Raw genomic sequence first — 22,015 nt, 5'->3', positions numbered from 1 at the left:
GATAGTGCCCTAGCTGGGCCGTTTGACGATGTTCACATGGCCCATCTTGCGGCCCGGTTTGACGTCGGCCTTGCCGTACAGATGCAGCGCCGTGTCGCGCTGTTTCGCCAGCTCGGGCACGCGGTCCATATCGTCGCCGATCAAGTTCTCCATCACCACATCTGCATAGCGGCTGCCGTCGCCCAAGGGCCATCCCGCCACGGCACGGATGTGCTGTTCGAACTGGTCCACCGCACAGCCGTTCTGCGTCCAATGGCCCGAGTTATGCACCCGTGGCGCGATCTCGTTCACGATGAATCCTTGCGGCGTGACGAAAAGCTCGACCCCCAGCACGCCGACATAATCCAGTGCATTCAAAATCTTGGCGGCCAGCAGTACCGCATCCATGCGCTGTGCGGCGCTTAGCCGGGCAGGGACGGTGGTGGTGTGCAGGATGCCATCGCGGTGCACATTCTCACCGGGATCGAAACAGGCAACCTCGCCCGAGGGGCTGCGCGCGGCGATCACGGACACCTCGGCGGTGAAGTTCACAAAGCCTTCCAGCACCGCAGGATTGCCAGCCATATCCGCCAAGGCACCCGCCGCATCATCCGCACTGCGCAGACGCGACTGGCCCTTGCCGTCATAGCCGAAGCGACGGGTTTTCAGGATCGACGGCGCGCCGATGGTCGTCATCGCGGCCTCCAGATCGGCGGCATTGGCGATATCGGCAAAGGGCGCGACAGTCAGGCCCAAACCTTCGAGGAACTGTTTCTCCACCAGACGGTCCTGACTGGTGCGCAGCGCCTCGCGGTTGGGACGGATAGGGGTGATGTTTTCGATCACATCAAGCGCATCTGTCGGGATGTTTTCAAACTCGAAGGTGACGATATCAACCGATTTGGCAAAGGCGGTCAGCGCGTCGACGTCATCATAGCCAGCGGTGGTCAGCGCATGGGCGACATCACCTGCAGGCGGGTTGGCACCGGGTTCAAAGATATGCGTTCGAAACCCCAGACGTGCGGCGGCAACGGCCAGCATGCGCCCCAATTGCCCGCCGCCCAAAATCCCGATGGTGGCCCCTGTCTTCAATGCTTCAGTCATCCGAAGGCTCCTCTGGGATGGAGGCGCTGAGCGCATCGCGCCAAGCGTCAAGACGGGTGGCAAGGGCAGGGTCTTGGAGGGCCAGAATGCCCGCCGCCATCAACGCGGCATTCGCGGCACCTGCCGCACCGATCGCCATCGTCGCGACCGGAAAGCCGCGGGGCATCTGCACGATAGAATAAAGCGAATCCACACCCGACAGCGCCTTGGTCTGCACCGGTACGCCGATCACCGGCACGCGGGTCTTGGACGCCATCATGCCGGGCAAATGCGCAGCACCGCCCGCACCGGCGATGATCACCTGCAGGCCGCGGTCGGCGGCGGTTTTCCCATAGCTCCACAACCGGTCGGGAGTGCGGTGTGCCGATACGATCTTGGCCTCATAAGCGATACCAAGTTCATCCAGCAGCGTCGCTGCTTCGCGCATCGTGGCCCAATCGGACTGCGAGCCCATGATGATGCCGACAGGTGGATTTTCCATGAAAAGGGGCCTTTGCTAGAGCGTATAAGAAGCGCGCACTATAGCCATGATCGCCCGCGTGGCAATCCGCTGGCGGGCGCTGTCAGGCGGTAATATCGGGGGTCAGCCGGTCTTCGATCTGGGCAATCAGGTCTTTCAGGCGCAGCTTGCGTTTTTTCAGCCGCTGCAGCGTCAGCTGATCGCCTGTCCCCTTGTCGACCAGCGCCTGAATGGCATCGTCCAGATCGCGATGCTCGCGGCGAAACACCTCAAGCTCGACACGCAGGACATCGTCATTCTTCATCGACAGGTCGGAGGGAGGATTCATAGGTTTGGCTGATTCTTGCTATATCTAGGCCTGCGAATATAGGCGGTTGCAATTCAAAGGCATAGCCCTTGCGTCCTGCCCCCATGGCCCCCATATTTGATGCAGGTCGCCGAATACGGGGCCGGATGACTGACTGTCGCTTATCTTAAAGGACGTGTCTTATGACGAAATTAACGCTGGCTTCCTACCCGCATATGCTGGGTTTCGAGCAGTTGGAACGGGTGATGGAACGTACGGCGAAGGCCGGAAACGAAGGCTATCCACCGTTCAACATTGAACAAACATCGGACTATAGCTACCGCATTACGCTTGCGGTTGCAGGTTTTGCGGAACAAGATCTCTCTATAACCGTTGAGGATAGACAGCTTGTGATCCGTGGCCGTCAGGTCGACACGCAAGAAGACCGAATCTTCTTGCACCGCGGGATCGCCGCGCGCCAGTTTCAACGATCCTTCGTACTGGCCGACGGTGTAGACGTTGGCGAAGCGCTGATTGAAAACGGCCTGCTACACGTCGATCTCACCCGCGCGAAGCCCGAAAAGGTCGTTCAGACCATCAAGATCAGAAAAGGGGAATAAAATGCATAACGAAGAAACGCATGTTCAGGACCGTACCGTCTACGTCAAGATGATCGCCGTGTCCGACCTTCCCCTCGAAGTGCGCGAGCAGGCGGAAGGGCTAAAACAGCTATACGCCGTGCACGACGCCGAAGGGCAGCAGCTGGCGCTGGTCGGTGACCGCAAGCTCGCCTTTAGCCTCGCGCGCGATCATGACTATGCGCCTGTGATGGTGCATTAAGTCTCAAAATATAAAATTAAACGAAAAGGGTCGCTGTGTTGCGGCCCTTTTTTGTGCACGGCATCCAACAACGCGCACGAAAAAGGCCAGCCTATGAAGGCTGGCCTTTCTGTATTCGACTTGGCGAAAGGGTTACCCCTTGATCAGCCCCATGCTTTCCAGCTTGAGCAGCACCTGATGGGCGCAGTTGTCGACGTCGACATTCTCTGTCTCGACGCGCAGTTCGGGGTCGGCGGGAACGTCATAGGGGTCTGAGATCCCTGTGAATTCCTTGATCTTGCCTTCACGCGCCAGCTTGTACAGACCCTTGCGGTCGCGGCGTTCGCATTCCTCGATGGAGGTGGCGACGTGGACCTCGACGAAGGCACCAAAGCTTTCCACGTCTTCGCGCACCGCGCGGCGGGTGGTGGCGTAAGGCGCAATCGGCGCGCAGATGGCGATGCCGCCGTTCTTGGTGATCTCGGAGGCGACATAGCCGATGCGGCGGATGTTCAGATCGCGGTGCTCTTTGCTAAAGCCCAATTCGGACGACAGGTTCTTGCGAACGATATCTCCATCCAGCAGCGTGACGGGACGGCCGCCCATCTCCATCAGCTTAACCATCAAAGCATTGGCGATCGTCGATTTTCCCGAACCAGAGAAACCGGTGAAGAATACCGTAAAGCCCTGCTTGTTGCGCGGCGGCTTGGTGCGGCGCAGCTCTTCAACCACCTCGGGGAAGGAGAACCATTCGGGAATTTCCAGCCCTTCCTGCAGACGGCGGCGCAACTCTGTGCCCGAGATGTTGAGGATGGTGATGTCATCCTTGTCTTCGATCTCGTCAATCGCCTCGTATTGTGCGCGCTCGGCCACCCAAACCATATGTTTGAAGTCGACCATTTCGATGCCCATTTCTTCCTCATGGGCGCGGAACAGATCCTGCGCGTCATAGGGGCCATAGAAATCCTCACCGGCAGAGTTCTTGCCGGGGCCCGCGTGGTCGCGGCCCACGATGAAATGGGTGCAGCCGTGGTTCTTGCGGATCAGACCGTGCCACACCGCCTCGCGGGGGCCGGCCATGCGCATGGCGAGGTTCAGCAGGCTCATCGCGGTGGTGGCGGCGGGGTATTTGTTCAGCACGGCCTCGTAGCAGCGCACGCGGGTAAAGTGGTCCACATCGCCGGGCTTGGTCAGGCCGACAACGGGGTGGATCAGCAGGTTCGCCTGCGCTTCACGCGCGGCGCGGAAGGTCAGTTCCTGGTGCGCGCGAGGGGGTTGCGGGTCTGGAAGGCCACAACCTTGCGCCAGCCCATCTTGCGGAAATAGGCACGCAGCTCGTTCGGCGTGTCGCGACGGGCCTTGAAATCATAGTGGACGGGCTGCTGGATGCCGGTCACAGGGCCGCCCAGATAGACGTTACCGGCAGTGTTATGAAGATAGTTCACCGCTGGGTGGGCGCTGTCGTCCGCGCCAAAGACTTTCTCTGCCTCGCGGGCCTTGTTCGGGACCCAACGGTCGGTGACCGTCATCACCGCCAAAATCACGCCTTCCTGATCGCGCAGCGCAATGTCCTGCCCGATCTCGAGCCCTTCGGCAAACTTTTCCGACACATCAAGGTTGATCGGCATCGGCCACAGCGACCCATCTGCCAGACGCATGTTTTCGACAACACCGTCATAGTCTTTTTCGGTCAAGAAACCCTTAAGAGGGTTGAAGCCACCGTTCATCAGCAGCTCTAGATCGCAGATCTGGCGCGGCGTCAGGTCATGGCTGACCAGATCGCCAGCTTCCACCTTCAGCTTCTGCGCCGAGTCGTAAGAGACGTAGAGTTCAGGGATCGGAGCAAGGTTGGGCGTTTGCATGGGCGTCTCGCAATATTTTAGGTTCAAATTCGGATATTCGGGCTGATAGACCGCACCGATTGGGCTAGGCAACCTTTGTAGCCGCTTTGCGGCGAATTACGGACAGCGACGTGTTTTTTGCTGGGAAAAGGCAATCTTATCCCAGCAAATGCCATCCTAGGCGAACGTTATGCGTCGTCTTTTACCATGGCTCCATAGCCAAGCGGCAGAGATGTGTCTTTGCCTTCGTCATCGCCAACTTCTGCAAGGAATCGCTCAGCCTCTAGCGCGGCCATGCAGCCCATACCGGCACTGGTCACAGCCTGACGGTATTTGTGGTCGGTCAGGTCGCCCGCCGCGAATACACCGGGGACAGAGGTTTCGGTGCTGTCCGGCTTGGTGACGACATAGCCGCCCATATGCGTTTCCAGCGTATCCTTGACCAATTCATTCGCGGGCGCGTGGCCGATGGCGACGAAAACACCTTTGCACGGGATATCGGTGATCTCGCCGGTTTCGACGTGCTTGACCTTGACCCCTTCGACACCCAGCGGCGCATCGGTCCCATAGACTTCATCCAGTTGGTGGAACCACAGCGGTTCGATCTTTGGATTTTTCATCAGCCGGTCGATCAGGATCTTCTCCGCGCGCAGCTCGTCCCGGCGGTGGATCAAGGTGACCTTGGAGGCGAAGTTGGTCAGGAACAGCGCTTCTTCCACGGCGGTGTTGCCACCCCCGATGACCACGATTTCCTGATTGCGATAGAAGAAGCCGTCGCAGGTGGCGCAGGCCGAAACGCCGAAGCCTTTGAACTTCTCTTCGGTCTCAAGCCCCAGCCATTTTGCCCGCGCGCCTGTTGCAAGGATCACGGCGTCGGCCACATAGGTCGTGCCGCTGTCGCCCTTGGCGTGGAAGGGGCGGCTGGACAGGTCCAGATCGGTGATGATGTCGCCGATGATCTCGGTCCCCATCGTCTTGGCGTGGTCCTGCATGCGGATCATCAGATCGGGGCCCTGCACCTCGCTGTCGCCGGGCCAGTTTTCAACCTCGGTCGTGGTGGTCAACTGCCCGCCCGGTTCGATGCCTTGTACAAGGATCGGGTTCAGCATCGCGCGGCTGGCATAGACGCCGGCAGTATATCCGGCAGGGCCGGAGCCGATGATCAAAAGCTTGGTTTCGCGAGTTTCGGCCATGATAAAGAACCCCAGAATGTATCATTTGTTGCGTTCCAACCGATATAGACGCCCCTCGGGTTGCCTTAAACCCCAAGTTTGCATATCCGTCCTGCAAAGATCGCCGTCATCGAAAATGCGGTTGATTTTTGCTTGAATTCAGAACATTGCGCACCGGCGAAAGATTATTGCGTCCAACGATGTTGGTGCTATAACAATTGAAAATCCTATGGGGGTATTATGGCAGGGACGCGGCTTGATCCGATTGATCGGAAAATTTTAGCCGAATTGCAGGCGGACGGGCGCATGACCAACGTTGAGTTGGCCAAACGTGTAGGCATCTCTGCACCGCCGTGCCTGCGCCGGGTCCGGACCCTTGAGGAAAGCGGATATATCCGCGGCTACCACGCGAATGTTAACGCGCGTGAGCTGGGGTTCGAGGTGCAGGTCTTCGCGATGGTCGGTCTGGCCAGCCAGGCTGAATCCGACCTCACCGCCTTTGAAGAGAAGTGCCGCAACTGGCCGCTGGTCCGCGAATGTCACATGCTCAACGGCGAGGTGGATTTCCTGCTGAAATGCGTCGCCCCCGATCTGTCGAGCTTCCAGAGCTTTCTGACCGGACAATTGCTGACGACGCCCAATGTGGAAAGCGTCAAGACCAGCCTTGTGATCCGCCCGGCCAAAGACGAACCGGGCGTGCCTTTTGATGTGCTGGAAAGCCGTCTGAAAAGCGACCCCTAAGGGCTATTGCGCAGCGTAGATCGGGTCTGACCGTTCTGACGCACGGGGGTGGCACAGGGGGCCAAAATCTTTGGCACCACTGATATGCGGAAACATTGATAAAAACGCGTCACGTTGATGCAGCGGCAGGGCTGCGATTGTCGACGGGCCGGGGTGAAATGTCTCCATCTCCAGACCGCTGACGCTGATCGCGGCATGACGGGCAAGACCCAAGTGATACAGCCGCACCGGCGTCGGAGGCTGAATTTCGATTATATTCACCCCGTCCACCAGATCTTGCATCAGGGTAAAGACCTTGCGCGTCTGCTCTGCGCCGCGAAGACGTTGCGGCGTATGCAGGATGCGCGCAGCGGGGCCGAAGGTCAGGAAACCAGAGGGGCGCGCCAGCCCCAGACTGTCCGCCATGACCCGTACAAGCGGCGTGCGATGGCCGATATCCGCAGGGACGAACTTGCTTGATCCAACCCAAAGAAGCGGAGTGTGCAGCCCGTCGGCCTGTACGATCCGGTCACCGGGACAAAGGTCTTCGACCGGGATTTCCCCTTGGGTCGTGCGGATCAACGTGCCATGGGCGAAAGCGGAAAACGGTTCTTCGAACAACGGTGTGGCAGGGGCGTAGCCTTCGGTCACAAAGACGGAGCCGTCCTGACGCAGCACCGCAATCTCATACGCGCGGGTGCGTCCGGTGGATCGGGCACGCGCTTCCCGCAGAACCGAACGGGAGGCTGCTGGTTGCGGCGTATGTGTAGGGGAGGGGATGAAATCAGGGGCAGTATGCAATGTCATAACGTGACCTTTATATGGTCGATCCCACGTGCCTAGCCCCCGCTGAAACACCTGCGATCCGGATTAATCCGCGCGAGAGAGGCCCGCGCGCATAGAATGTTTGTGATCGGTCTCAAACCATCTGTGCGGACAGGCACCCGCCCGTCGCGCGCAGGGTCACCGGCTGGCCCGAGAACCCCCGGGCCGTAAGCCAACCCTGTTCAGGCGGCTTTTTGCTGGGATGTCAGGGCAGCGCGTTTCGCGATGAACGCGGCGCGGCGTGTGCCACGGGACCAAGGCAGGTTCACGCCTTCCTTGTTGGAAGCGTCGATAACCGATTTGATGAAGCGTGCGTTGGTTTTCATGCTCTGTATCCTATTGTCTATGGGCTATGCCCTTTCGTCGAGGATCACTATGCAAATGCTTTCGGGCACCGATTGGGCATTTCACGAAAAAATACAGATAATTCGAGCAGACCTCGGCGCGGTTTGTGGCACGCGCTCAAAAGCGCGGAACACCCTTGAATTTATGACCTGTGGTAGAAAATGCGCCGCCATTCAAACAGCCTGCTGGCCAGCTATGGGGCGAAATCTGGGCAGGTGCCTGTCGCATTGCTGCCTAAATTCACGCTGCTACAGCACAATCGCAGCGATCAGCCGGCCATAGTCAGCCTCTTTCGCGTGGGTGCTGCGACGGTAGCTATAGAAACGATCCGCATCGCTATAGGTGCAGTGGCGCGTCCATTCTGCATGGCCCACACCTGCCGCGCGCAGGCGGTTCAGGCCAAAGCCCGCAAGGTCGAACTGCATCCGGTCATCGGTGCCATTTGCGAAATAGCGGGCGAATGTCGGGTCCTCTGCCAGAAAGGCATCGATGAACTCTGGCCCGACCTCATAGGCGCGCTGGCTGATGCAGGGGCCGATCACCGCTGTGATATTGTCGCGTGTGGCCCCAAGGTCTTCCATCGCCTCGACCGTGGCGGTCAGCACCCCGTCAAGCGCGCCGCGCCAACCGGCATGCGCCGCCCCGATCACGCCGACCTCGGCGTCGTGGAACAGCACAGGCTGGCAATCGGCGGTCAGGATCGACAAGGCGAGCCCCGGTGTCGCGGTGACCAGCGCATCGGCGCGGGGCTTCTCGTTCAGGGGGGCATCGACGCTAATGACGGTGGCGGAATGGATTTGGTGCACGCCAACCAGATGGTCCGGTGCCACGTCCATTGCATCGGCGACACGGGCACGATTGATCTCTACGACCTCGCGCTGGTCCGAGCTGCCAACCCCGCAATTCAGCCCAGCAAACACGCCAGAGGAAGCACCGCCGCGGCGCGTAAAGAACCCGTGGCGCACGTCGCCAAGACTATCGGAGGTGAGTATTTCCAGCGTCATGGTTCCAATCCTGGGGGCGGGCTATGGTGCGGAGGATAAATCCCCATCACCTTAAATAAATTTCCCATTTCTGACGGATGCGTCAAGCGTCTATGTGCGGCGACATGGGCGTTCAGCGCGTCCTCGGTCATGCCCTTGGCAAGGGTCTGTGCGCGTTGAGTGATCCCGAGGCGTTCAAGAAAGACGCCCTGCGGGGTGATGCGAGTGTAGCTGGCCGGTGCGGCTGCGAGGGCAAGCTTTTCAAAATCGACGTGTGCTGTCAAATCTGCTTGGCCGGGGGCGACCAGCGGATCGGCTTTTTCATGCCCCTGCAGCGCCTGCAGGGTATCGCCCAGACTGTGCCAGTCGCCATAATCCACGATCAGCGCGGCACCGCCGTGGGTCGCGATCCGTTCCGACACAGGGTGGAGGATCGGCGCAAGCTGGGTGCAATCCTCGACCAGATCGCCGGGCGTGGTATCGGCCAGCCGGTCGGCCAGCGCGGGTTGCGGCAGTTCGGGCCCCAGCCCAAAGCTCAACGCGCCGTCGGCCAGCCCAACCTGCCGTTCGCGCCACGATGTTTCGCCACGGACGAACTGGCGGATCGGCAGCGCGTCGAAAAATTCATTCGCCACCAGAAAAAGCGGCTGGTCGGGCAGCGCGTCGGTCCCGTCGGCCCAGATCACCTGATGCTCCGCAAGCGTCTTGGCCTGCACATCGCGCAGCGTCGGGGACGCCTCTACCAGGGTAATTTGCGCCGCCTCGATAAAGCCGGGCACGTTGCGGGTCGCGCGCAGGATATCGGCCATCAGGGTGCCGCGGCCGGGGCCAAGCTCGGCCAAGGTGAAGGCCGAAGGTGCGTCTTGGGCGATCCAGCTTTGCGCGAGACACAGGCCCAACAGCTCTCCGAACATCTGGCTGATCTCGGGGGCAGTGGTGAAATCGCCTTGGGTGCCAAAGGGGTCACGCGTGGTATAATAGCCCTGCGTCGGGTGCAGCAGGCAGGTGGCCATATATTCATCGATCCGCATCGGCCCGTTGGACGCAATGCGGCTGTGTAGAATGTCGCGTAGTGTGGTCATGCCTTGCGCGTCGCCCGCAAGATCAGGAACACCCCGATGGCAATCATCGGCAGGCTCAGCAGTTGGCCCATGGTCAGCCCCCAGCCGTTTACATGCCACGCCAGCCCCAGCGGGTTGTTGGCGCTGACAAATTGCGCATCAGGTTGGCGTACGAATTCGACGATGAAACGCGCGGCCCCGTAGCCGGCCAGAAAGACGCCGCCGATCAGCCCCTCCGATTTCAGCCCGTCGCGCCGCCATGCCAGATAGATCAGCAGTGCCCCAAGGATCAGCCCTTCAAGCAGCGCCTCGTATAGCTGCGAGGGATGCCGTGCACAGATCGTCGCAATGTCCGGGCAGTCCTGTGCGGCCACCGTTGGAAAGGCCACGCCCCAGGGCAGATCGGTGGGGCGGCCCCAAAGCTCTGCATTGATGAAATTCGCCAGACGCCCCAGAAACAGGCCGGGTGCCAGCCCCAGACAGACGACATCGCCGGTAGAGATCGTGCTGATGCCGTGACGTTTGGTATAGGCGATGCCCGCAAAGATCACCCCAAGCGCGCCGCCGTGGAACGACATGCCCCCCTCCCAGATCCGCAGGATCTGCGCGGGATTGCTGAGGTAATAGCCCGGTTGATAGAACAGTACATATCCCAGACGCCCGCCCAGAATGACGCCGAGAATGACCCAGAAAAGCAGATCCTCGACCTGCTGTTTGGTCATGACGGGGGTATTGCCCGCCCAAAGCCGGGGCCGCTCAACCGCGCGCACAACGATGCGCCAGCCAACGAGGATGCCGACGATATAGGCCAGCGCATACCAGCGCAGGGCGACGGTCATGCCAAATAACGTGAACGAGAAAATCTCGGGCGATAGGTCGGGGAAGGGGAGCATTGCATTCATGCGCTGATTGAGCCTGACCGTAAACGGAAGTCAACCTTGCGAGAACCCGCTTTGCACACCATATAGTGAGCAACAGCCGATCAGGAGAGAATGACCATGCAAACGCGCAACAAGATTTTCGACGACATCTCGCAGATGATGACCAATGCCATGGGCGTGGCCCAAGGGGCCAAGACCGAAGCAGAGACCGCGATGAAGGGAATGCTGGACCGTTGGCTGGCAGACCGTGATTTTGTGACACGCGAAGAATTCGACGCGGTGCGCGCCATGGCGCAAAAAGCCCGCGAAGAGAATGAAGCGCTGAAGGCGCGGCTTGATGCGATGGACAGCAAGGGCTGATCGCCGCGCACATCCGCGACCTACGTTGAACGATGTGATCCGCACCCGCCTTTTGGCGGGTGTGTTCGTTTTTGGGGTGGCACCTTCGCTTCGAACGCTGTCTTTCGGGGTCAGTGCTCTATAGATTGGGGGTTATGCTGCTTTTATCCACAAGATACTGAGGTTATCCCCTATCTTTCGTGGTTACCCCCAGAAAAAGACTTGCCTCAGGGCCGCGTTGCGCGCACCATATTTGGTGTAGGTCGCTAAGAGCTTCGGCGATTTATGGTAGATGCACCCATGTATTGATGTGCCTGCGCATATGAATACCCGGATCCAAAGAGGTGACCACATGGCCCTGACAGAGCAGTATCTTGAAGAAGACATTCACCCCATCGACATCGTAGAAAATCTTGCGGCGTATCACGACTGGGACTTCGACCGTATCTCGGACGAACAAATCGCGATGGCCGTCGAAGGGCAGTGGCGGACCTATTCCATCACCCTCGCGTGGTCGCCCTTTGACGAAACCCTGCGCCTTGTCTGCACCTTCGAGATGGATCCGCCCGCGGAAAAACTGCCGGTGCTCTATCACTTGCTCAACGATGTGAACGATCAATGCTGGACCGGTGCCTTCACCTATTGGCCGGAACAAAAGCTGATGGTTTATCGCTATGGGCTGGTTCTTGCTGGGGGGCAGGATGCCTCTGCGCAGCAGATCGATACCATGATCAACGCCGCTGTGAGCAACGCAGAGCGGTATTATCCCGCGGTGCAACTGGCGGTTTGGGGCGACCAGACGCCCCGACAAGCCCTTCAGGTTGCCATTGCAGAGGCGTACGGCCACGCATAGGTGTATCCCCGGATGTTAATTTAGGGGTACAGATATGAAAGATACGCGCATCGCCAAAGACGGTTTGGTTCTACTGGGCTGTGGCAAGATGGGATCCGCGATGCTGGCGGGCTGGCTGGCACGCGGGCTTCCGACATCTTCGGTATATGTCATCGATCCGAAACCCTCTGATTGGTTGAAAGAGCAGGGCGTGCAGTTGAACGTCGATCTGCCCAAGGAGCCCGCTGTGGTTCTTGTGGCGGTGAAGCCGCAGATGATGGGTGACGCGCTGCCCACGTTGCAGGCAATGGGCAACGGCAAGACGGTGTTTGTCAGCGTCGCCGCCGGTACCACCATCGCGACGTTTGAGAAAACGCTGGGGGCACAGACGCCGATCGTGCGCGCCATGCCCAACACACCCGCCGCCATCAGCCAAGGTATCACCGCCATCGTCGGCAACGCCCACGTCGACGCCAAGGGTATGGATGAAGCCGAAGAGCTGCTGTCGGCCGTGGGCGACGTTGTCCGGTTGGAGGAAGAATCCCAGATCGACGCGGTCACAGGGGTCAGCGGCTCGGGTCCGGCGTATGTTTTCCACATGATCGAAACCATGGCCGCGGGCGGGATCGCGCAAGGGCTCAGCCCCGAGCTCGCGCTAAAGCTCGCCACGGCGACGGTGGCAGGGGCCGGGGCGCTGGCGAAATCCGCCGACGAAGGCCCGGACCAGCTGCGCGTCAACGTGACCAGCCCCAACGGCACCACACAGGCCGCGCTGGACGTGCTGATGAACGAGCAAGACGGCTTTCCGGTCCTGCTCAAACGCGCTGTGGCGGCGGCCGCCGATCGTTCGCGCGAGCTTTCGAATGGCTGAGATCAGCTTTGACGACTTCATGAAAGTCGACATCAGGGTCGGGACGGTCACCCGTGCCGAACCCTTCCCCGAGGCGCGCAAGCCCGCGATCAAGATGTGGATCGACTTTGGTCCCGATATCGGTGAGCGTAAAACCTCGGCTCAGGTGACGGTGCATTACACGCCCGAGACGCTGATCGGCACGCAGGTGATGGGGGTGGTCAACTTCCCGCCGCGTCAGATCGGGCCGTTCATGTCCGAAGTTCTGGTGCTTGGGGTACCGGACGAGGACGGGGCGATCGTGCTGATGCGCCCCACGCAACCCACCCCGAACGGAGGACGTCTGCATTGACGAAACTACTGATCGCCCGCCCTGCGCCCCCCGAAGTGCACGAGGCCTTGGAAGGCTTTGACGTGACCTATCGCGAGGACAGCGCGCCCTTGTCCGAGGACGAGATGCAGGCGGCCCTGCGCGACTATGACGGGGTGCTGGCCACCTTGGGCGACCGCTTTACCGCGGATGTCTTCGGCAAGGTCGGCATGCCACGGTGCAAGATGCTCGCCAATTTCGGGGTGGGCTATAACCACATCGATGTCGACGCGGCAAAGGCGGCGGGGCTTCAGGTCTCTAACACGCCCGGCGCCGTGACCGATGCCACCGCCGATATCGCCATTACGCTGATGCTGATGGCCGCACGGCGTGCGGGAGAAGGCGAACGGCTGGTGCGGTCAGGTCAATGGTCCGGATGGGAGCCTTCGCAGCTTTTGGGCATGCATCTGACGGGCAAGACTGTCGGGATCGTCGGGATGGGTCGGATCGGCCAAGCCGTCGCGCGGCGCTGTCACTACGGCTTTTCGATGGATGTGAAATACTTTAGCCGCAGCGCGAAAAGCGTCGCCTATCCGGCGGAACATATCAGTGATCTCAAACAGTTGGTTGCCGCTGTTGATGTGGTTGTTATCGCCGTGCCGGGCGGGGACGACACGCAGCATCTGATCAACGCGGATGTGCTGGCGGCGATGCAGCCCCATGCCTTCCTGATCAACATCGCGCGCGGCAATATCGTCGAGGAAGCCGCTTTGATCGAGGCCCTGCAAACGGGCACCATCGGCGGCGCAGGGCTGGATGTGTATGAGTTCGAGCCAGAGGTGCCGCAAGCCCTGCGGGATCTGGATAACGTGGTGCTGTTACCGCATCTAGGCACGTCGTCCCGAGAGGTGCGTGTGGATATGTGGATGATGGCGGTTGAGAATTTGAAAGCGGGCGTCGCGGGCGAAACGCCCCCGAACCTCGTTTAACGACCCACGGCCTCGCGCCAATGTCGGCGGCATAATGAGATATAGGTCTCGTTGCCGCCGATCTGCACCTGCGCCCCTTCGCGGATCGCTTTGCCTTCGGCATCCTGCCGCACCACCATCGTCGCTTTCTTGCCGCAGTGGCAGATAGTTCGAACCTCGCGCATTTCATCGGCAAGGGCGAGCAGCGTTGCAGACCCGGGGAAGAGCAGACCACGGAAGTCCACGCGCAGACCATAGCACATGATGGGCACCCGCAGGTCATCCACCGCACGGGCCAATTGCCAGACCTGATCAGGGCTGAGAAACTGCGCCTCGTCGATGAAGATGCAGGCGCAAGGGCCTTCAGCCAAACGCTTTTCGATCTTCGCCAAAAGGTCTTCGTCCGTCTCGAAAGTGTCGGCCTCGTGCCCGATCCCGATACGCGATGCGATCCGCCCGTGTCCGGCGCGGTGGTCGAATTTCGCGGTCATCAGATAGGGGACCATGCCGCGTTCGACATAGTTATGAGCCGCCTGCAGAAGCACGGTCGATTTGCCCGCGTTCATGGTCGAATAATGAAAGTAAAGCTTTGCCATGGCCCTCTTTAGCGTCAGGCGACCTTGGCGTTCAAGGTGGGGGGAGGGCAGCGGGGGCGCGTCTGTCGCAGACCGCGCCCCACATGTCACAGGTGTTGAGGTGGCTCTGTGCCGCCGGGCTTAGCCGTGGCGCTGCACCAGCACAGACCCCACGGAATATCCGGCCCCGAAAGAACAGATCAGCCCGGTGTCCCCATCGGTCAGATCGTCGGAGTATTTCGAAAACGCGATGATCGACCCGGCAGAGGAGGTGTTGGCGTAGTCTTGCAGGATGTTGGGCTGCTCGCCCGCTTCGGGCGCGCGACCCAGCACTTTGCGACCGATGAAGTCATTCATCGATTTATTCGCCTGATGCAGCCACAGACGCTTTAGATCAGTGGCCTCAACGCCTTCGTCAGCCATGTGGCCCGCGATGTGTTCGGCAACCATCGGCAGCACTTCCTTGAACACCTTGCGCCCGTTCTGCATGAACTGCATGTCGCGGCGGTCCGCGACGCCATCGGGGCGGGACCGGCGCAAAAAGCCATTGTTGTTGCGGATGTTGTTCGAGAACTCGGTCGCGCAACGGGTCGATTTGATCTCGAAATAGGCACCGGCTGCGTCTTCGGCGCGTTCGATCAGCACGGCGGTGGCCACGTCCCCGAAGATAAAGTGGCAGTCACGGTCGCGCCACTCCAGATGGGCCGAGCATATCTCGGGGCAGACCACCAGCGCCGAGCGGATCGAGCCGGAGCGGATCATATCCGCCGCCGCTTGGATGCCGAAGGTCGCGGACGAACAGGCGACGTTCATATCGAAGGCAAAGCCGTTGATATCCAGCAACTGCTGGATTTCGATCGCCACCGCCGGATAGGCGCGTTCAAGGTTCGACGCCGCGCAGATGACGGCATCAACATCAGCCGCGGTTTTCCCCGCCGCCTGCAACGCCTTTTGCGCCGCTTCCAGCGCCATCTCGGCCATCAGGCCGGGTTCGTCGTCGGACCGTTGGCGCAGCAGGGGGTGCATCACCTTGGGGTCCAGAATACCCGTCTTATCCATGACATAGCGCTGTTCGATCCCCGACGCCTTGACGATGAATTCTTCCGAGGAGTGTTCCTTGGCGGGCAATTCCCCGGCGTCGATCTCGGCGGCGTGTTCGGCATTGTACAGATCGGCATAGGCGTTGAACGCCTTGACCAGCTCGGCGTTGGTGATGACCTGTTCCGGCGTAAAGATGCCGCTACCAGTAATGGCGGGTGTGTACATGGGTAAACCTTTTTCAGCGTTGTCCGAGTAGGCCAAGAAACGGCTGCGGGGTCAAGTCCAGCGGGGGCTGGCATGCAAGGGCGACGGACAATGAGAGGGGGGGGGAGGAAAGGGGAAAGACCTGCGCCACGCATCAAAGACGCGGCGCAGGTCAGAAAGGGCAGGTTAGCCCTGAAGCGATTTAACGCCGATCTCGTCTTCGGCTTGTGCCTTGATGGCCAGCGCTGCGGCATAGGCACCGGCGGCCGTGGTGAAATACGGGATCTTGTCATACAGCGCGATAGAGCGGATGGATTTGCTGTCCTCGACCGCCTGCGCGCCTTCGGTGGTGTTCATCACCAGTTGGATCGCTTCGTCCTTCATCATGTCGGTGATGTTCGGGCGACCCTCGTAGACCTTGTTCACGATCTCGCAGGCGATGTCATGCTCTGTCAGCCAGGCGGCGGTGCCACGGGTGGCGCGCAGGGTGAACCCTTGCTCAAGCAGGATACGCGCGGCGGTCAGCATGTCATCCGACTTGTCCATATCCTTGATCGAGAAGAATACACAGCCGTTGCGCGGCAGCGGGTTGCCCGCGCCCATCTGCGCCTTGAGGAAGGCACGGGGGAAATCGCGGTCCCAGCCCATAACCTCGCCCGTTGACCGCATTTCCGGCCCAAGCAGCGTGTCGACGCCGGGGAAGCGGGCGAAGGGCAGCACGGCTTCCTTGACCGAGAACCAAGGCATGTTCGGGTCCGCCAGTGTCATTGGATCACCCAAAGGCAGCACGTCGTCATAGGCGGCATCGTCACGGTAGGGTGCGCGCTGCGGGAAGGCCGACAGCTTTTCGCCCGCCATGATCCGCGCAGCGATTGACGCAATCGCGCTGTCCGTCGCTTTGGCGACAAAGGGCACGGTGCGCGAGGCGCGGGGGTTGACTTCGATCAGGTAGATCTCGCCGTCCTTGACCGCGAACTGGATGTTCATCAGGCCCACAACGTTCAACGCCAGCGCCAGCGCCTTGGTCTGTTTTTCGACCTCGGCAATGATCTCGCGGCTCAGCGAATAGGGGGGCAACGAACAGGCGCTGTCGCCCGAATGAACGCCGGCCTCTTCGATGTGCTGCATGATACCCGCAACGTGGACATCCGTGCCGTCTGACAGCGCGTCTACGTCCAGCTCTACCGCGCCCGAGAGGTAGTGATCCAGCAGCACGGGGCTTTTGCCCGATACAACCACCGCGTCGCGGATATAGCGTTCAAGGCTGGCCTGATCGCGCACGATCTCCATCGCGCGGCCGCCCAGAACGTAAGACGGGCGGATCACCAGCGGAAAGCCGATGTCTGCTGCGATCTCAAGCGCTTCGGCGTCGGAGTGGGCGATACCGTTATGTGGCTGCTTCAGGCCCAGCGATTGCACAAGCTGCTGGAACCGTTCGCGGTCTTCGGCAAGGTCGATCATGTCGGGCGTGGTGCCAAGGATCGGGATGCCCGCCTCTTGCAGCGCCTGCGCGATCTTCAGCGGTGTCTGGCCGCCGAACTGCACGATGACGCCGTGCAGCGTGCCGTTTTCCTGTTCGACCCGCAGGATTTCCATCACGTGTTCAAAGGTGACGGGTTCGAAATACAGCCGGTCCGAGGTGTCATAGTCGGTCGAGACGGTTTCGGGGTTACAGTTGACCATGATCGTCTCGTAGCCCGCGTCGGTCAGCGCATAGCAGGCGTGACAGCAGCAATAGTCGAACTCGATCCCTTGGCCGATCCGGTTCGGGCCGCCGCCCAGAATGACGACTTTCTGACGGTCGCTGGGGCGGGCTTCGCATTCAACCTCGTCAAAGGCGGGGGCCTCGTAGGTAGAATACATGTAGGGCGTTTGCGCTTCGAATTCGGCGGCGCAGGTGTCGATCCGTTTGAACACGGCCTTGACGCCAAGGTTCAGACGCGCGCGGCGCACGTTGTCTTCGTCGCGACCGGTCAGCGTGCCAAGGCGCGCGTCGGTAAAGCCCATCATCTTGAGCTTGCGCATCCCGTCTTCGGTCAGCGGCAGCCCGTCTTTGCGGACTTGCGCCTCGGCGTCGACGATCTCGCGGATGCGGGCAAGGAACCACGGGTCGAACATGGTCACACCGTGGATATCCACGTCGGACATACCGTGACGCATCGCCTGAGCAATGGTGCGCATCCGGTCGGGGGTCTGCTTGCTGATCGCGGCAATCAGCGCGGCTTCGTTCTGTGGTGCGTCGGCGGTCAGGTCACTGTCCAGACCGGGGATGTCGATTTCGTCAAAGCCGGTCAGCCCGGATTCCATCGACGCCAGCGCTTTTTGCAGCGACTCGTGGATCGTGCGGCCAATCGCCATCGCTTCGCCGACAGACTTCATCGCGGTCGTCAGATAGGGTTCGGAGCCGGGAAATTTCTCGAACGCGAATTTCGGGATCTTGGTGACGACATAATCGATTGTCGGCTCGAAGGACGCAGGGGTCACGCCGGTGATGTCGTTGTCCAGCTCGTCTAGGGTAAAGCCCACCGCCAGCTTGGCCGCGATCTTGGCGATGGGGAAACCCGTCGCCTTGGACGCCAGCGCAGAGGAGCGCGATACACGCGGGTTCATCTCGATCACGACCATGCGGCCATCTTCGGGGTTCACGGCCCACTGCACGTTCGATCCGCCTGTTTCCACGCCGATTTCGCGCAGCACGGCGATCGAGTGGTTACGCATGATCTGGTATTCTTTGTCGGTCAGCGTCAGGGCAGGGGCCACGGTGATCGAATCGCCTGTGTGCACGCCCATCGGGTCGACGTTCTCGATCGAGCAGACGATGATCGCGTTGTCAGCGGTGTCGCGCACCACTTCCATCTCGTATTCTTTCCAGCCAAGCAGGCTCTCATCAATCAGGATCTGCCCCATCGGCGACGCGTCCATTCCCGAGCGGCAGTAGAATTCGTAATCGTCGCGGTTATAGGCCACGCCGCCGCCGGTGCCGCCCATGGTGAAGGCAGGGCGGATGATCGCCGGCAGGCCGACATATTCCAGCGCGTCGAGCGCAAGCTGCACACCTGCCGCAAGGTCTTTCTTACCGCTGGCGGCAACGGGCGCGGTGACGATGGTCGCCTTGGGGTTTTCGATGCCCAAACGGTCCATCGCCTCGCGGAAGAGCTTGCGATCCTCTGCCATTTCAATGGCTTCGCGTTTCGCGCCGATCATCTCGACGTTGAATTTCTCGAGCACGCCCATCTCTTCGAGCGCGAGCGAGGTGTTCAGCCCGGTCTGACCGCCCATCGTTGGCAGCAGCGCGTCGGGGCGTTCTTTCTCGATGATCTTAGCGACGATTTCAGGGGTGATGGGTTCGATGTAGGTGGCATCCGCCAGCCCCGGATCGGTCATGATCGTCGCAGGGTTGGAGTTCACGAGGATGACGCGGTAGCCTTCCTCTTTCAGGGCCTTACAGGCCTGCGCGCCGGAGTAGTCGAACTCGCACGCCTGACCGATGACAATGGGCCCCGCTCCAATGATCATGATCGACTGGATATCGGTTCTTTTTGGCATGGCTCAGGCCCCCGGATGTTTGCAAATTCTCCGCGTTATAGGCTTTGGGGGGAGAGGTGCAAGGGGGCATGTCGGGATATGGGGCGTGTTTTCAGGCAACACCCATGTGGCAGGGGCGCAGCACCGCCAGATGCGGTGCCCCTTTGCCTCACCCCAGCGTCAGGAAGGCCCTCAAAGACGCCTCGAAGTCGCGCGGCTTTTCGGCGTGCAGCCAATGGCCCGTGCCCGGCAGCTTGGCAAAGCGCGCTTGCGGGAACAGCGCCTTGATCACGGGGCGGTCTTCGGGTTTGACATAGGTGGAGTTGCCGCCGGACAGGAACAGCACCTCCCCCTCGTATTGTCCATCGACCCCATCGGGCCAGCCGACGATCTTGGACATCTCTGCCTCAAGCACATCAAGGTTCAGCTTCCACGTCTTGTTGGGCACATCCAGCGACTGGGTGAAAAAGCTTTGCAATGCGGGCTCGACCCCCGCAGCCGCCAATTGGTCAGAGGCGTCGGAGCGGCGGGTGAGCGTGCCCAGATCAACCGTGCGCATCGCATCGATAAATTCTTGCTGGCTGTGACCATAAGCGACAGGAGCGATATCGGCGACCACCAGACGGTTCACGAGTTCGGGATGATTCAGCGCCAGCATCATGGCCGCCTTACCGCCCATCGAGTGCCCGCAGACGTCCATTGGCGCGCCAAGATGGGTGATGACCTCTGCCAGATCGGCGGCCATCTCGGGGTAGCTTTGCGTCTGCGCGCGCGGGCTGTCCCCGTGGTTGCGCATGTCGACGGTCACCACGCGGCGCTGGTCGGACATCCGTTTGGCGATCACGCCCCAATTGCGGCCTGACCCGAAGAGACCATGCACGATCAGCAGGGCAGGGGCGTCGCCTGTGGTGCCATATTCAGTGTAATTCAACATGCGCAAGATGTAGGGCCATTGCAGCCGATGTGCCAGACCGTTTAGGGTTGAAACATGCTGGATCAAAAAGACCTAGAGACCAAGGCACGTGAAATGCAGCGCGGCTTGCAGGCAAAGCTGGGTGTGCAGGGGCGCGATGTCTCTCATGCGCTGGCGCGCGCAGGGCGACGTCTGCCCGCGCGGGTGCGGCGTGAGGGCAGGGTCTTTGCACAGGCGGCGTTTATGGCGCGCAACCCCAAGATGGCACGCAGGCTCGAGGGCGCGACGGTGCAGACCGCCTATGACCGCGTGATGGAGCATCTTGCCGGGATCGACGTGTCCGAACGGCGCAAGGACCGCTGGCTTGGTCTTGCGGCCAGTGTGGCGTTCAACCTGATTTGTGTTGCGGTGGCGTTCATCACATTTCTGTGGTGGCGCGGCTACGTCTGACGGGCGAAGCTGTTACCATTGAAGACGCAAAAGCCCCGCTGCGGACCTGCAAGCGGGGCTTTGTTTCGAGGCGTGGTTTGGGGCGCTGCCCCGCCCTTGCGGGCCCCCCGGGATTTAATCCATTTGGAAGGGCCCGGGGCACATTGCTTTAGAGGTTGGGGCTTTAGAGGTTGGGGCTTCAGAGGTTGGGATAGATCGGGAAGCGGGCGCAGAGCGCTTCGACTTCGGCTTTGACCTTGGCTTCGACCTCGGCGTTGCCATCGGCCCCATTGGCGGCCAGCCCGTCGACAACCTCGATGATCCAGTCGGCGATCTGACGGAATTCATCCTCACCAAACCCGCGTGTTGTTGCCGCCGGCGAGCCCAAACGGATGCCGGAGGTGACCATGGGCTTTTCAGGGTCAAACGGCACACCGTTCTTGTTGCAGGTGATGTGGGCGCGGCCGAGCGCTTTTTCCGTGTCGTTCCCTTTGACGCCTTTGGGGCGCAGGTCGACCAGCAGCAGGTGGGTGTCGGTGCCATGGGTGATCGTGTCGAGCCCGCCTTTGATCAGCTGGTCGCTGAGTGCTTGGGCGTTCTTGATGACCTGTTGGATGTAGGTCTTGAACTCGGGCTTGAGCGCTTCACCAAAGGCCACGGCCTTGGCCGCGATCACATGCATCAGCGGGCCACCCTGAATACCGGGGAATATGGCCGAGTTGAACTTTTTCGCCAGCGCTTCGTCGTTGGTCAGGATCATGCCGCCGCGCGGACCGCGCAGGGTTTTATGTGTGGTGGTTGTCGCCACATGCGCATGGGGGAAGGGGGAGGGGTGTTCGCCCGCAGCGACCAGACCGGCAAAATGGGCCATGTCCACCTGCAGGTAGGCACCGACCATATCGGCAATCTCGCGCATCCGCTTGAAGTCGATCTGGCGCGGAATGGCGGAACCACCGGCGATGATCAGCTTGGGCTGGTGCTCTTTCGCGAGCGCTTCGACCTGGTCATAGTCAAGCTGGTTGTCTTGTTTGCGCACGCCGTACTGGATGGCGTTGAACCATTTTCCGGATTGGTTCGGCTTGGCCCCGTGGGTCAGGTGGCCGCCCGCGTCGAGGCTCATGCCCAGAATGGTGTCACCGGGTTGCAGCAGCGCGGTGAACACGCCCTGGTTGGCTTGGCTGCCCGAATTCGGCTGCACGTTGGCGAAGTCGCAATTGAACAATTTGCACGCGCGTTCAATCGCCAGGTTTTCCGCCACATCGACAAAATCACACCCGCCATAATAGCGGCGGCCCGGGTAGCCTTCGGCGTATTTGTTGGTCATCACCGACCCCTGCGCCGCCATGACAGCCGCAGACACGATGTTTTCGGAGGCGATCAGTTCGATCTCGTTACGCTGGCGACCCAGCTCGTCTGTAATGGACCCGAAGATTTCGGGATCGGCTTCGGACAGGGGGGTGGTGAAAAAACCGGACATGGGCGTGGTTCCTTTGACTACGTGTGCGGGTTGCGGGCTATCTAGCTTAATCCGGCACGGGGGTGAAGGTCGTAAT

23 protein-coding genes and 1 pseudogene are annotated in these 22,015 nt (G+C 60.6%); 9 read left to right on the top strand and 15 right to left on the bottom strand.

Annotation, left to right across the window (positions count from 1 at the left end; genetic code table 11):
• Positions 1-9: 9 nt before the first annotated feature.
• The 3 genes from C1J04_RS13240 to C1J04_RS13230 all read right to left on the bottom strand — a co-directional run bounded on the left by C1J04_RS13240 (position 10) and on the right by C1J04_RS13230 (position 1,871).
• Positions 10-1,083: a 5-(carboxyamino)imidazole ribonucleotide synthase gene (locus C1J04_RS13240; protein ID WP_009825189.1), complete on the bottom strand. Its 1,074-nt coding sequence runs from the start codon at positions 1,081-1,083 to the stop codon at positions 10-12.
• On the bottom strand, positions 1,076-1,564 hold the full coding sequence (gene purE / locus C1J04_RS13235) for a 5-(carboxyamino)imidazole ribonucleotide mutase (RefSeq protein WP_005849530.1): 489 nt from the start codon (positions 1,562-1,564) through the stop codon (positions 1,076-1,078). The genes C1J04_RS13240 and purE overlap by 8 nt, the downstream gene beginning before the upstream one ends.
• Positions 1,565-1,646: 82 nt before the next feature.
• The gene (locus C1J04_RS13230) at positions 1,647-1,871 is read right to left on the bottom strand and encodes a YdcH family protein (RefSeq protein WP_005849528.1); all 225 of its coding nucleotides are present in this window, start codon (positions 1,869-1,871) and stop codon (positions 1,647-1,649) included.
• Between the two features lie 161 nt (positions 1,872-2,032).
• On the opposite strand from C1J04_RS13230, the gene C1J04_RS13225 reads away from it, so the two are divergent.
• The gene (locus C1J04_RS13225) at positions 2,033-2,449 is read left to right on the top strand and encodes an Hsp20 family protein (protein ID WP_005849527.1); all 417 of its coding nucleotides are present in this window, start codon (positions 2,033-2,035) and stop codon (positions 2,447-2,449) included.
• Between the two features lies 1 nt (position 2,450).
• Positions 2,451-2,669, top strand: a complete 219-nt coding sequence (locus tag C1J04_RS13220) for a DUF1150 family protein (RefSeq protein ID WP_009825186.1) — start codon at positions 2,451-2,453, stop codon at positions 2,667-2,669.
• Between the two features lie 132 nt (positions 2,670-2,801).
• On the opposite strand, the pseudogene C1J04_RS13215 reads toward C1J04_RS13220, so the two are convergent.
• Together C1J04_RS13215 and trxB are read right to left on the bottom strand one after the other, a co-directional pair.
• A pseudogene (locus C1J04_RS13215) lies at positions 2,802-4,510 on the bottom strand (bifunctional sulfate adenylyltransferase/adenylylsulfate kinase).
• A 167-nt stretch (positions 4,511-4,677) separates the two neighbouring features.
• Positions 4,678-5,682, bottom strand: coding sequence for a thioredoxin-disulfide reductase (trxB, locus tag C1J04_RS13210; RefSeq protein WP_009825184.1), 1,005 nt, complete (start codon positions 5,680-5,682; stop codon positions 4,678-4,680).
• 219 nt (positions 5,683-5,901) lie between these two features.
• Between trxB and C1J04_RS13205 the strand changes: the two genes are divergently transcribed.
• Positions 5,902-6,402, top strand: coding sequence for an Lrp/AsnC family transcriptional regulator (locus C1J04_RS13205; protein ID WP_009825183.1), 501 nt, complete (start codon positions 5,902-5,904; stop codon positions 6,400-6,402).
• Positions 6,403-6,405: 3 nt separating this feature from the next.
• Here the strand turns inward: C1J04_RS13205 and C1J04_RS13200 are convergent, their stop codons facing one another.
• The 5 genes from C1J04_RS13200 to lgt all read right to left on the bottom strand — a co-directional run bounded on the left by C1J04_RS13200 (position 6,406) and on the right by lgt (position 10,497).
• Positions 6,406-7,188, bottom strand: a complete 783-nt coding sequence (locus C1J04_RS13200; RefSeq protein WP_009825182.1) for a Hint domain-containing protein — start codon at positions 7,186-7,188, stop codon at positions 6,406-6,408.
• Between the two features lie 200 nt (positions 7,189-7,388).
• The gene (locus tag C1J04_RS19460) at positions 7,389-7,532 is read right to left on the bottom strand and encodes a hypothetical protein (protein WP_005849514.1); all 144 of its coding nucleotides are present in this window, start codon (positions 7,530-7,532) and stop codon (positions 7,389-7,391) included.
• Between the two features lie 267 nt (positions 7,533-7,799).
• Positions 7,800-8,555: a peptidoglycan editing factor PgeF gene (gene pgeF, locus C1J04_RS13195; protein ID WP_009825181.1), complete on the bottom strand. Its 756-nt coding sequence runs from the start codon at positions 8,553-8,555 to the stop codon at positions 7,800-7,802.
• Positions 8,552-9,616, bottom strand: coding sequence for a class I SAM-dependent methyltransferase (locus C1J04_RS13190; protein WP_009825180.1), 1,065 nt, complete (start codon positions 9,614-9,616; stop codon positions 8,552-8,554). The genes pgeF and C1J04_RS13190 overlap by 4 nt, the downstream gene beginning before the upstream one ends.
• Positions 9,613-10,497, bottom strand: coding sequence for a prolipoprotein diacylglyceryl transferase (gene lgt / locus C1J04_RS13185; RefSeq protein WP_009825179.1), 885 nt, complete (start codon positions 10,495-10,497; stop codon positions 9,613-9,615). The genes C1J04_RS13190 and lgt overlap by 4 nt, the downstream gene beginning before the upstream one ends.
• 96 nt (positions 10,498-10,593) lie before the next feature.
• Between lgt and C1J04_RS13180 the strand changes: the two genes are divergently transcribed.
• The 5 genes from C1J04_RS13180 to C1J04_RS13160 all read left to right on the top strand — a co-directional run bounded on the left by C1J04_RS13180 (position 10,594) and on the right by C1J04_RS13160 (position 13,796).
• The gene (locus tag C1J04_RS13180; RefSeq protein WP_005849508.1) at positions 10,594-10,836 is read left to right on the top strand and encodes an accessory factor UbiK family protein; all 243 of its coding nucleotides are present in this window, start codon (positions 10,594-10,596) and stop codon (positions 10,834-10,836) included.
• Between the two features lie 331 nt (positions 10,837-11,167).
• Positions 11,168-11,668, top strand: a complete 501-nt coding sequence (locus C1J04_RS13175) for a YbjN domain-containing protein (protein ID WP_005849506.1) — start codon at positions 11,168-11,170, stop codon at positions 11,666-11,668.
• A gap of 34 nt (positions 11,669-11,702) precedes the next feature.
• Positions 11,703-12,518: a pyrroline-5-carboxylate reductase gene (proC, locus tag C1J04_RS13170; protein WP_114865381.1), complete on the top strand. Its 816-nt coding sequence runs from the start codon at positions 11,703-11,705 to the stop codon at positions 12,516-12,518.
• Positions 12,511-12,849 (top strand): tRNA-binding protein, encoded by a 339-nt coding sequence (locus C1J04_RS13165; RefSeq protein WP_005849502.1) that lies wholly within the window; start codon positions 12,511-12,513, stop codon positions 12,847-12,849. Before proC ends, C1J04_RS13165 begins: the two co-directional genes overlap by 8 nt.
• Complete coding sequence (locus tag C1J04_RS13160) at positions 12,846-13,796, top strand: 2-hydroxyacid dehydrogenase (protein ID WP_009825175.1); 951 nt, start codon at positions 12,846-12,848, stop codon at positions 13,794-13,796. The genes C1J04_RS13165 and C1J04_RS13160 overlap by 4 nt, the downstream gene beginning before the upstream one ends.
• Here C1J04_RS13160 and C1J04_RS13155 read toward each other — a convergent pair.
• From C1J04_RS13155 to C1J04_RS13140, 4 genes are all read right to left on the bottom strand, one after another.
• The gene (locus tag C1J04_RS13155) at positions 13,793-14,371 is read right to left on the bottom strand and encodes a thymidine kinase (protein ID WP_005849498.1); all 579 of its coding nucleotides are present in this window, start codon (positions 14,369-14,371) and stop codon (positions 13,793-13,795) included. The two genes, C1J04_RS13160 and C1J04_RS13155, sit on opposite strands and share 4 nt — an antisense overlap.
• A 120-nt stretch (positions 14,372-14,491) precedes the next feature.
• The gene (locus tag C1J04_RS13150; protein WP_009825174.1) at positions 14,492-15,616 is read right to left on the bottom strand and encodes a beta-ketoacyl-ACP synthase III; all 1,125 of its coding nucleotides are present in this window, start codon (positions 15,614-15,616) and stop codon (positions 14,492-14,494) included.
• A gap of 165 nt (positions 15,617-15,781) precedes the next feature.
• On the bottom strand, positions 15,782-19,141 hold the full coding sequence (gene carB / locus C1J04_RS13145) for a carbamoyl-phosphate synthase large subunit (RefSeq protein ID WP_009825173.1): 3,360 nt from the start codon (positions 19,139-19,141) through the stop codon (positions 15,782-15,784).
• 148 nt (positions 19,142-19,289) lie between these two features.
• On the bottom strand, positions 19,290-20,054 hold the full coding sequence (locus C1J04_RS13140; protein ID WP_037953864.1) for an alpha/beta fold hydrolase: 765 nt from the start codon (positions 20,052-20,054) through the stop codon (positions 19,290-19,292).
• A 54-nt stretch (positions 20,055-20,108) separates the two neighbouring features.
• Here C1J04_RS13140 and C1J04_RS13135 point away from each other — a divergent pair, with 54 nt between their 5' ends.
• Entirely contained in the window at positions 20,109-20,483 is a 375-nt protein-coding gene (locus tag C1J04_RS13135; RefSeq protein ID WP_009825171.1) for a hypothetical protein, read from the top strand.
• Positions 20,484-20,661: 178 nt separating this feature from the next.
• Here C1J04_RS13135 and glyA read toward each other — a convergent pair whose 3' ends face one another.
• The gene (gene glyA / locus C1J04_RS13130; RefSeq protein ID WP_005849489.1) at positions 20,662-21,939 is read right to left on the bottom strand and encodes a serine hydroxymethyltransferase; all 1,278 of its coding nucleotides are present in this window, start codon (positions 21,937-21,939) and stop codon (positions 20,662-20,664) included.
• Positions 21,940-22,015: the final 76 nt, after the last annotated feature.

The organism is Sulfitobacter sp. SK025, from assembly GCF_003352105.1.
Taxonomy (GTDB): Bacteria; Pseudomonadota; Alphaproteobacteria; order Rhodobacterales; family Rhodobacteraceae; genus Sulfitobacter; species Sulfitobacter pontiacus.
Note: the sequence above shows the minus strand (reverse complement) of the source record. Positions and strands in the feature narration are given on the sequence as shown.

Excerpts from the sequence above, each read along its gene's own strand:
- C1J04_RS13240 (WP_009825189.1), bottom strand. The coding sequence starts at position 1,083 with ATGACTGAAGCATTGAAGACAGGGGCCACCATCGGGATTTTGGGCGGC.
- purE (WP_005849530.1), bottom strand. The coding sequence starts at position 1,564 with ATGGAAAATCCACCTGTCGGCATCATCATGGGCTCGCAGTCCGATTGG.
- C1J04_RS13230 (WP_005849528.1), bottom strand. The coding sequence starts at position 1,871 with ATGAATCCTCCCTCCGACCTGTCGATGAAGAATGACGATGTCCTGCGT.
- C1J04_RS13225 (WP_005849527.1), top strand. The coding sequence starts at position 2,033 with ATGACGAAATTAACGCTGGCTTCCTACCCGCATATGCTGGGTTTCGAG.
- C1J04_RS13220 (WP_009825186.1), top strand. The coding sequence starts at position 2,451 with ATGCATAACGAAGAAACGCATGTTCAGGACCGTACCGTCTACGTCAAG.
- trxB (WP_009825184.1), bottom strand. The coding sequence starts at position 5,682 with ATGGCCGAAACTCGCGAAACCAAGCTTTTGATCATCGGCTCCGGCCCT.
- C1J04_RS13205 (WP_009825183.1), top strand. The coding sequence starts at position 5,902 with ATGGCAGGGACGCGGCTTGATCCGATTGATCGGAAAATTTTAGCCGAA.
- C1J04_RS13200 (WP_009825182.1), bottom strand. The coding sequence starts at position 7,188 with ATGACATTGCATACTGCCCCTGATTTCATCCCCTCCCCTACACATACG.
- C1J04_RS19460 (WP_005849514.1), bottom strand. The coding sequence starts at position 7,532 with ATGAAAACCAACGCACGCTTCATCAAATCGGTTATCGACGCTTCCAAC.
- pgeF (WP_009825181.1), bottom strand. The coding sequence starts at position 8,555 with ATGACGCTGGAAATACTCACCTCCGATAGTCTTGGCGACGTGCGCCAC.
- C1J04_RS13190 (WP_009825180.1), bottom strand. The coding sequence starts at position 9,616 with ATGACCACACTACGCGACATTCTACACAGCCGCATTGCGTCCAACGGG.
- lgt (WP_009825179.1), bottom strand. The coding sequence starts at position 10,497 with ATGAATGCAATGCTCCCCTTCCCCGACCTATCGCCCGAGATTTTCTCG.
- C1J04_RS13180 (WP_005849508.1), top strand. The coding sequence starts at position 10,594 with ATGCAAACGCGCAACAAGATTTTCGACGACATCTCGCAGATGATGACC.
- C1J04_RS13175 (WP_005849506.1), top strand. The coding sequence starts at position 11,168 with ATGGCCCTGACAGAGCAGTATCTTGAAGAAGACATTCACCCCATCGAC.
- proC (WP_114865381.1), top strand. The coding sequence starts at position 11,703 with ATGAAAGATACGCGCATCGCCAAAGACGGTTTGGTTCTACTGGGCTGT.
- C1J04_RS13165 (WP_005849502.1), top strand. The coding sequence starts at position 12,511 with ATGGCTGAGATCAGCTTTGACGACTTCATGAAAGTCGACATCAGGGTC.
- C1J04_RS13155 (WP_005849498.1), bottom strand. The coding sequence starts at position 14,371 with ATGGCAAAGCTTTACTTTCATTATTCGACCATGAACGCGGGCAAATCG.
- C1J04_RS13150 (WP_009825174.1), bottom strand. The coding sequence starts at position 15,616 with ATGTACACACCCGCCATTACTGGTAGCGGCATCTTTACGCCGGAACAG.
- carB (WP_009825173.1), bottom strand. The coding sequence starts at position 19,141 with ATGCCAAAAAGAACCGATATCCAGTCGATCATGATCATTGGAGCGGGG.
- C1J04_RS13140 (WP_037953864.1), bottom strand. The coding sequence starts at position 20,054 with ATGTTGAATTACACTGAATATGGCACCACAGGCGACGCCCCTGCCCTG.
- C1J04_RS13135 (WP_009825171.1), top strand. The coding sequence starts at position 20,109 with ATGCTGGATCAAAAAGACCTAGAGACCAAGGCACGTGAAATGCAGCGC.
- glyA (WP_005849489.1), bottom strand. The coding sequence starts at position 21,939 with ATGTCCGGTTTTTTCACCACCCCCCTGTCCGAAGCCGATCCCGAAATC.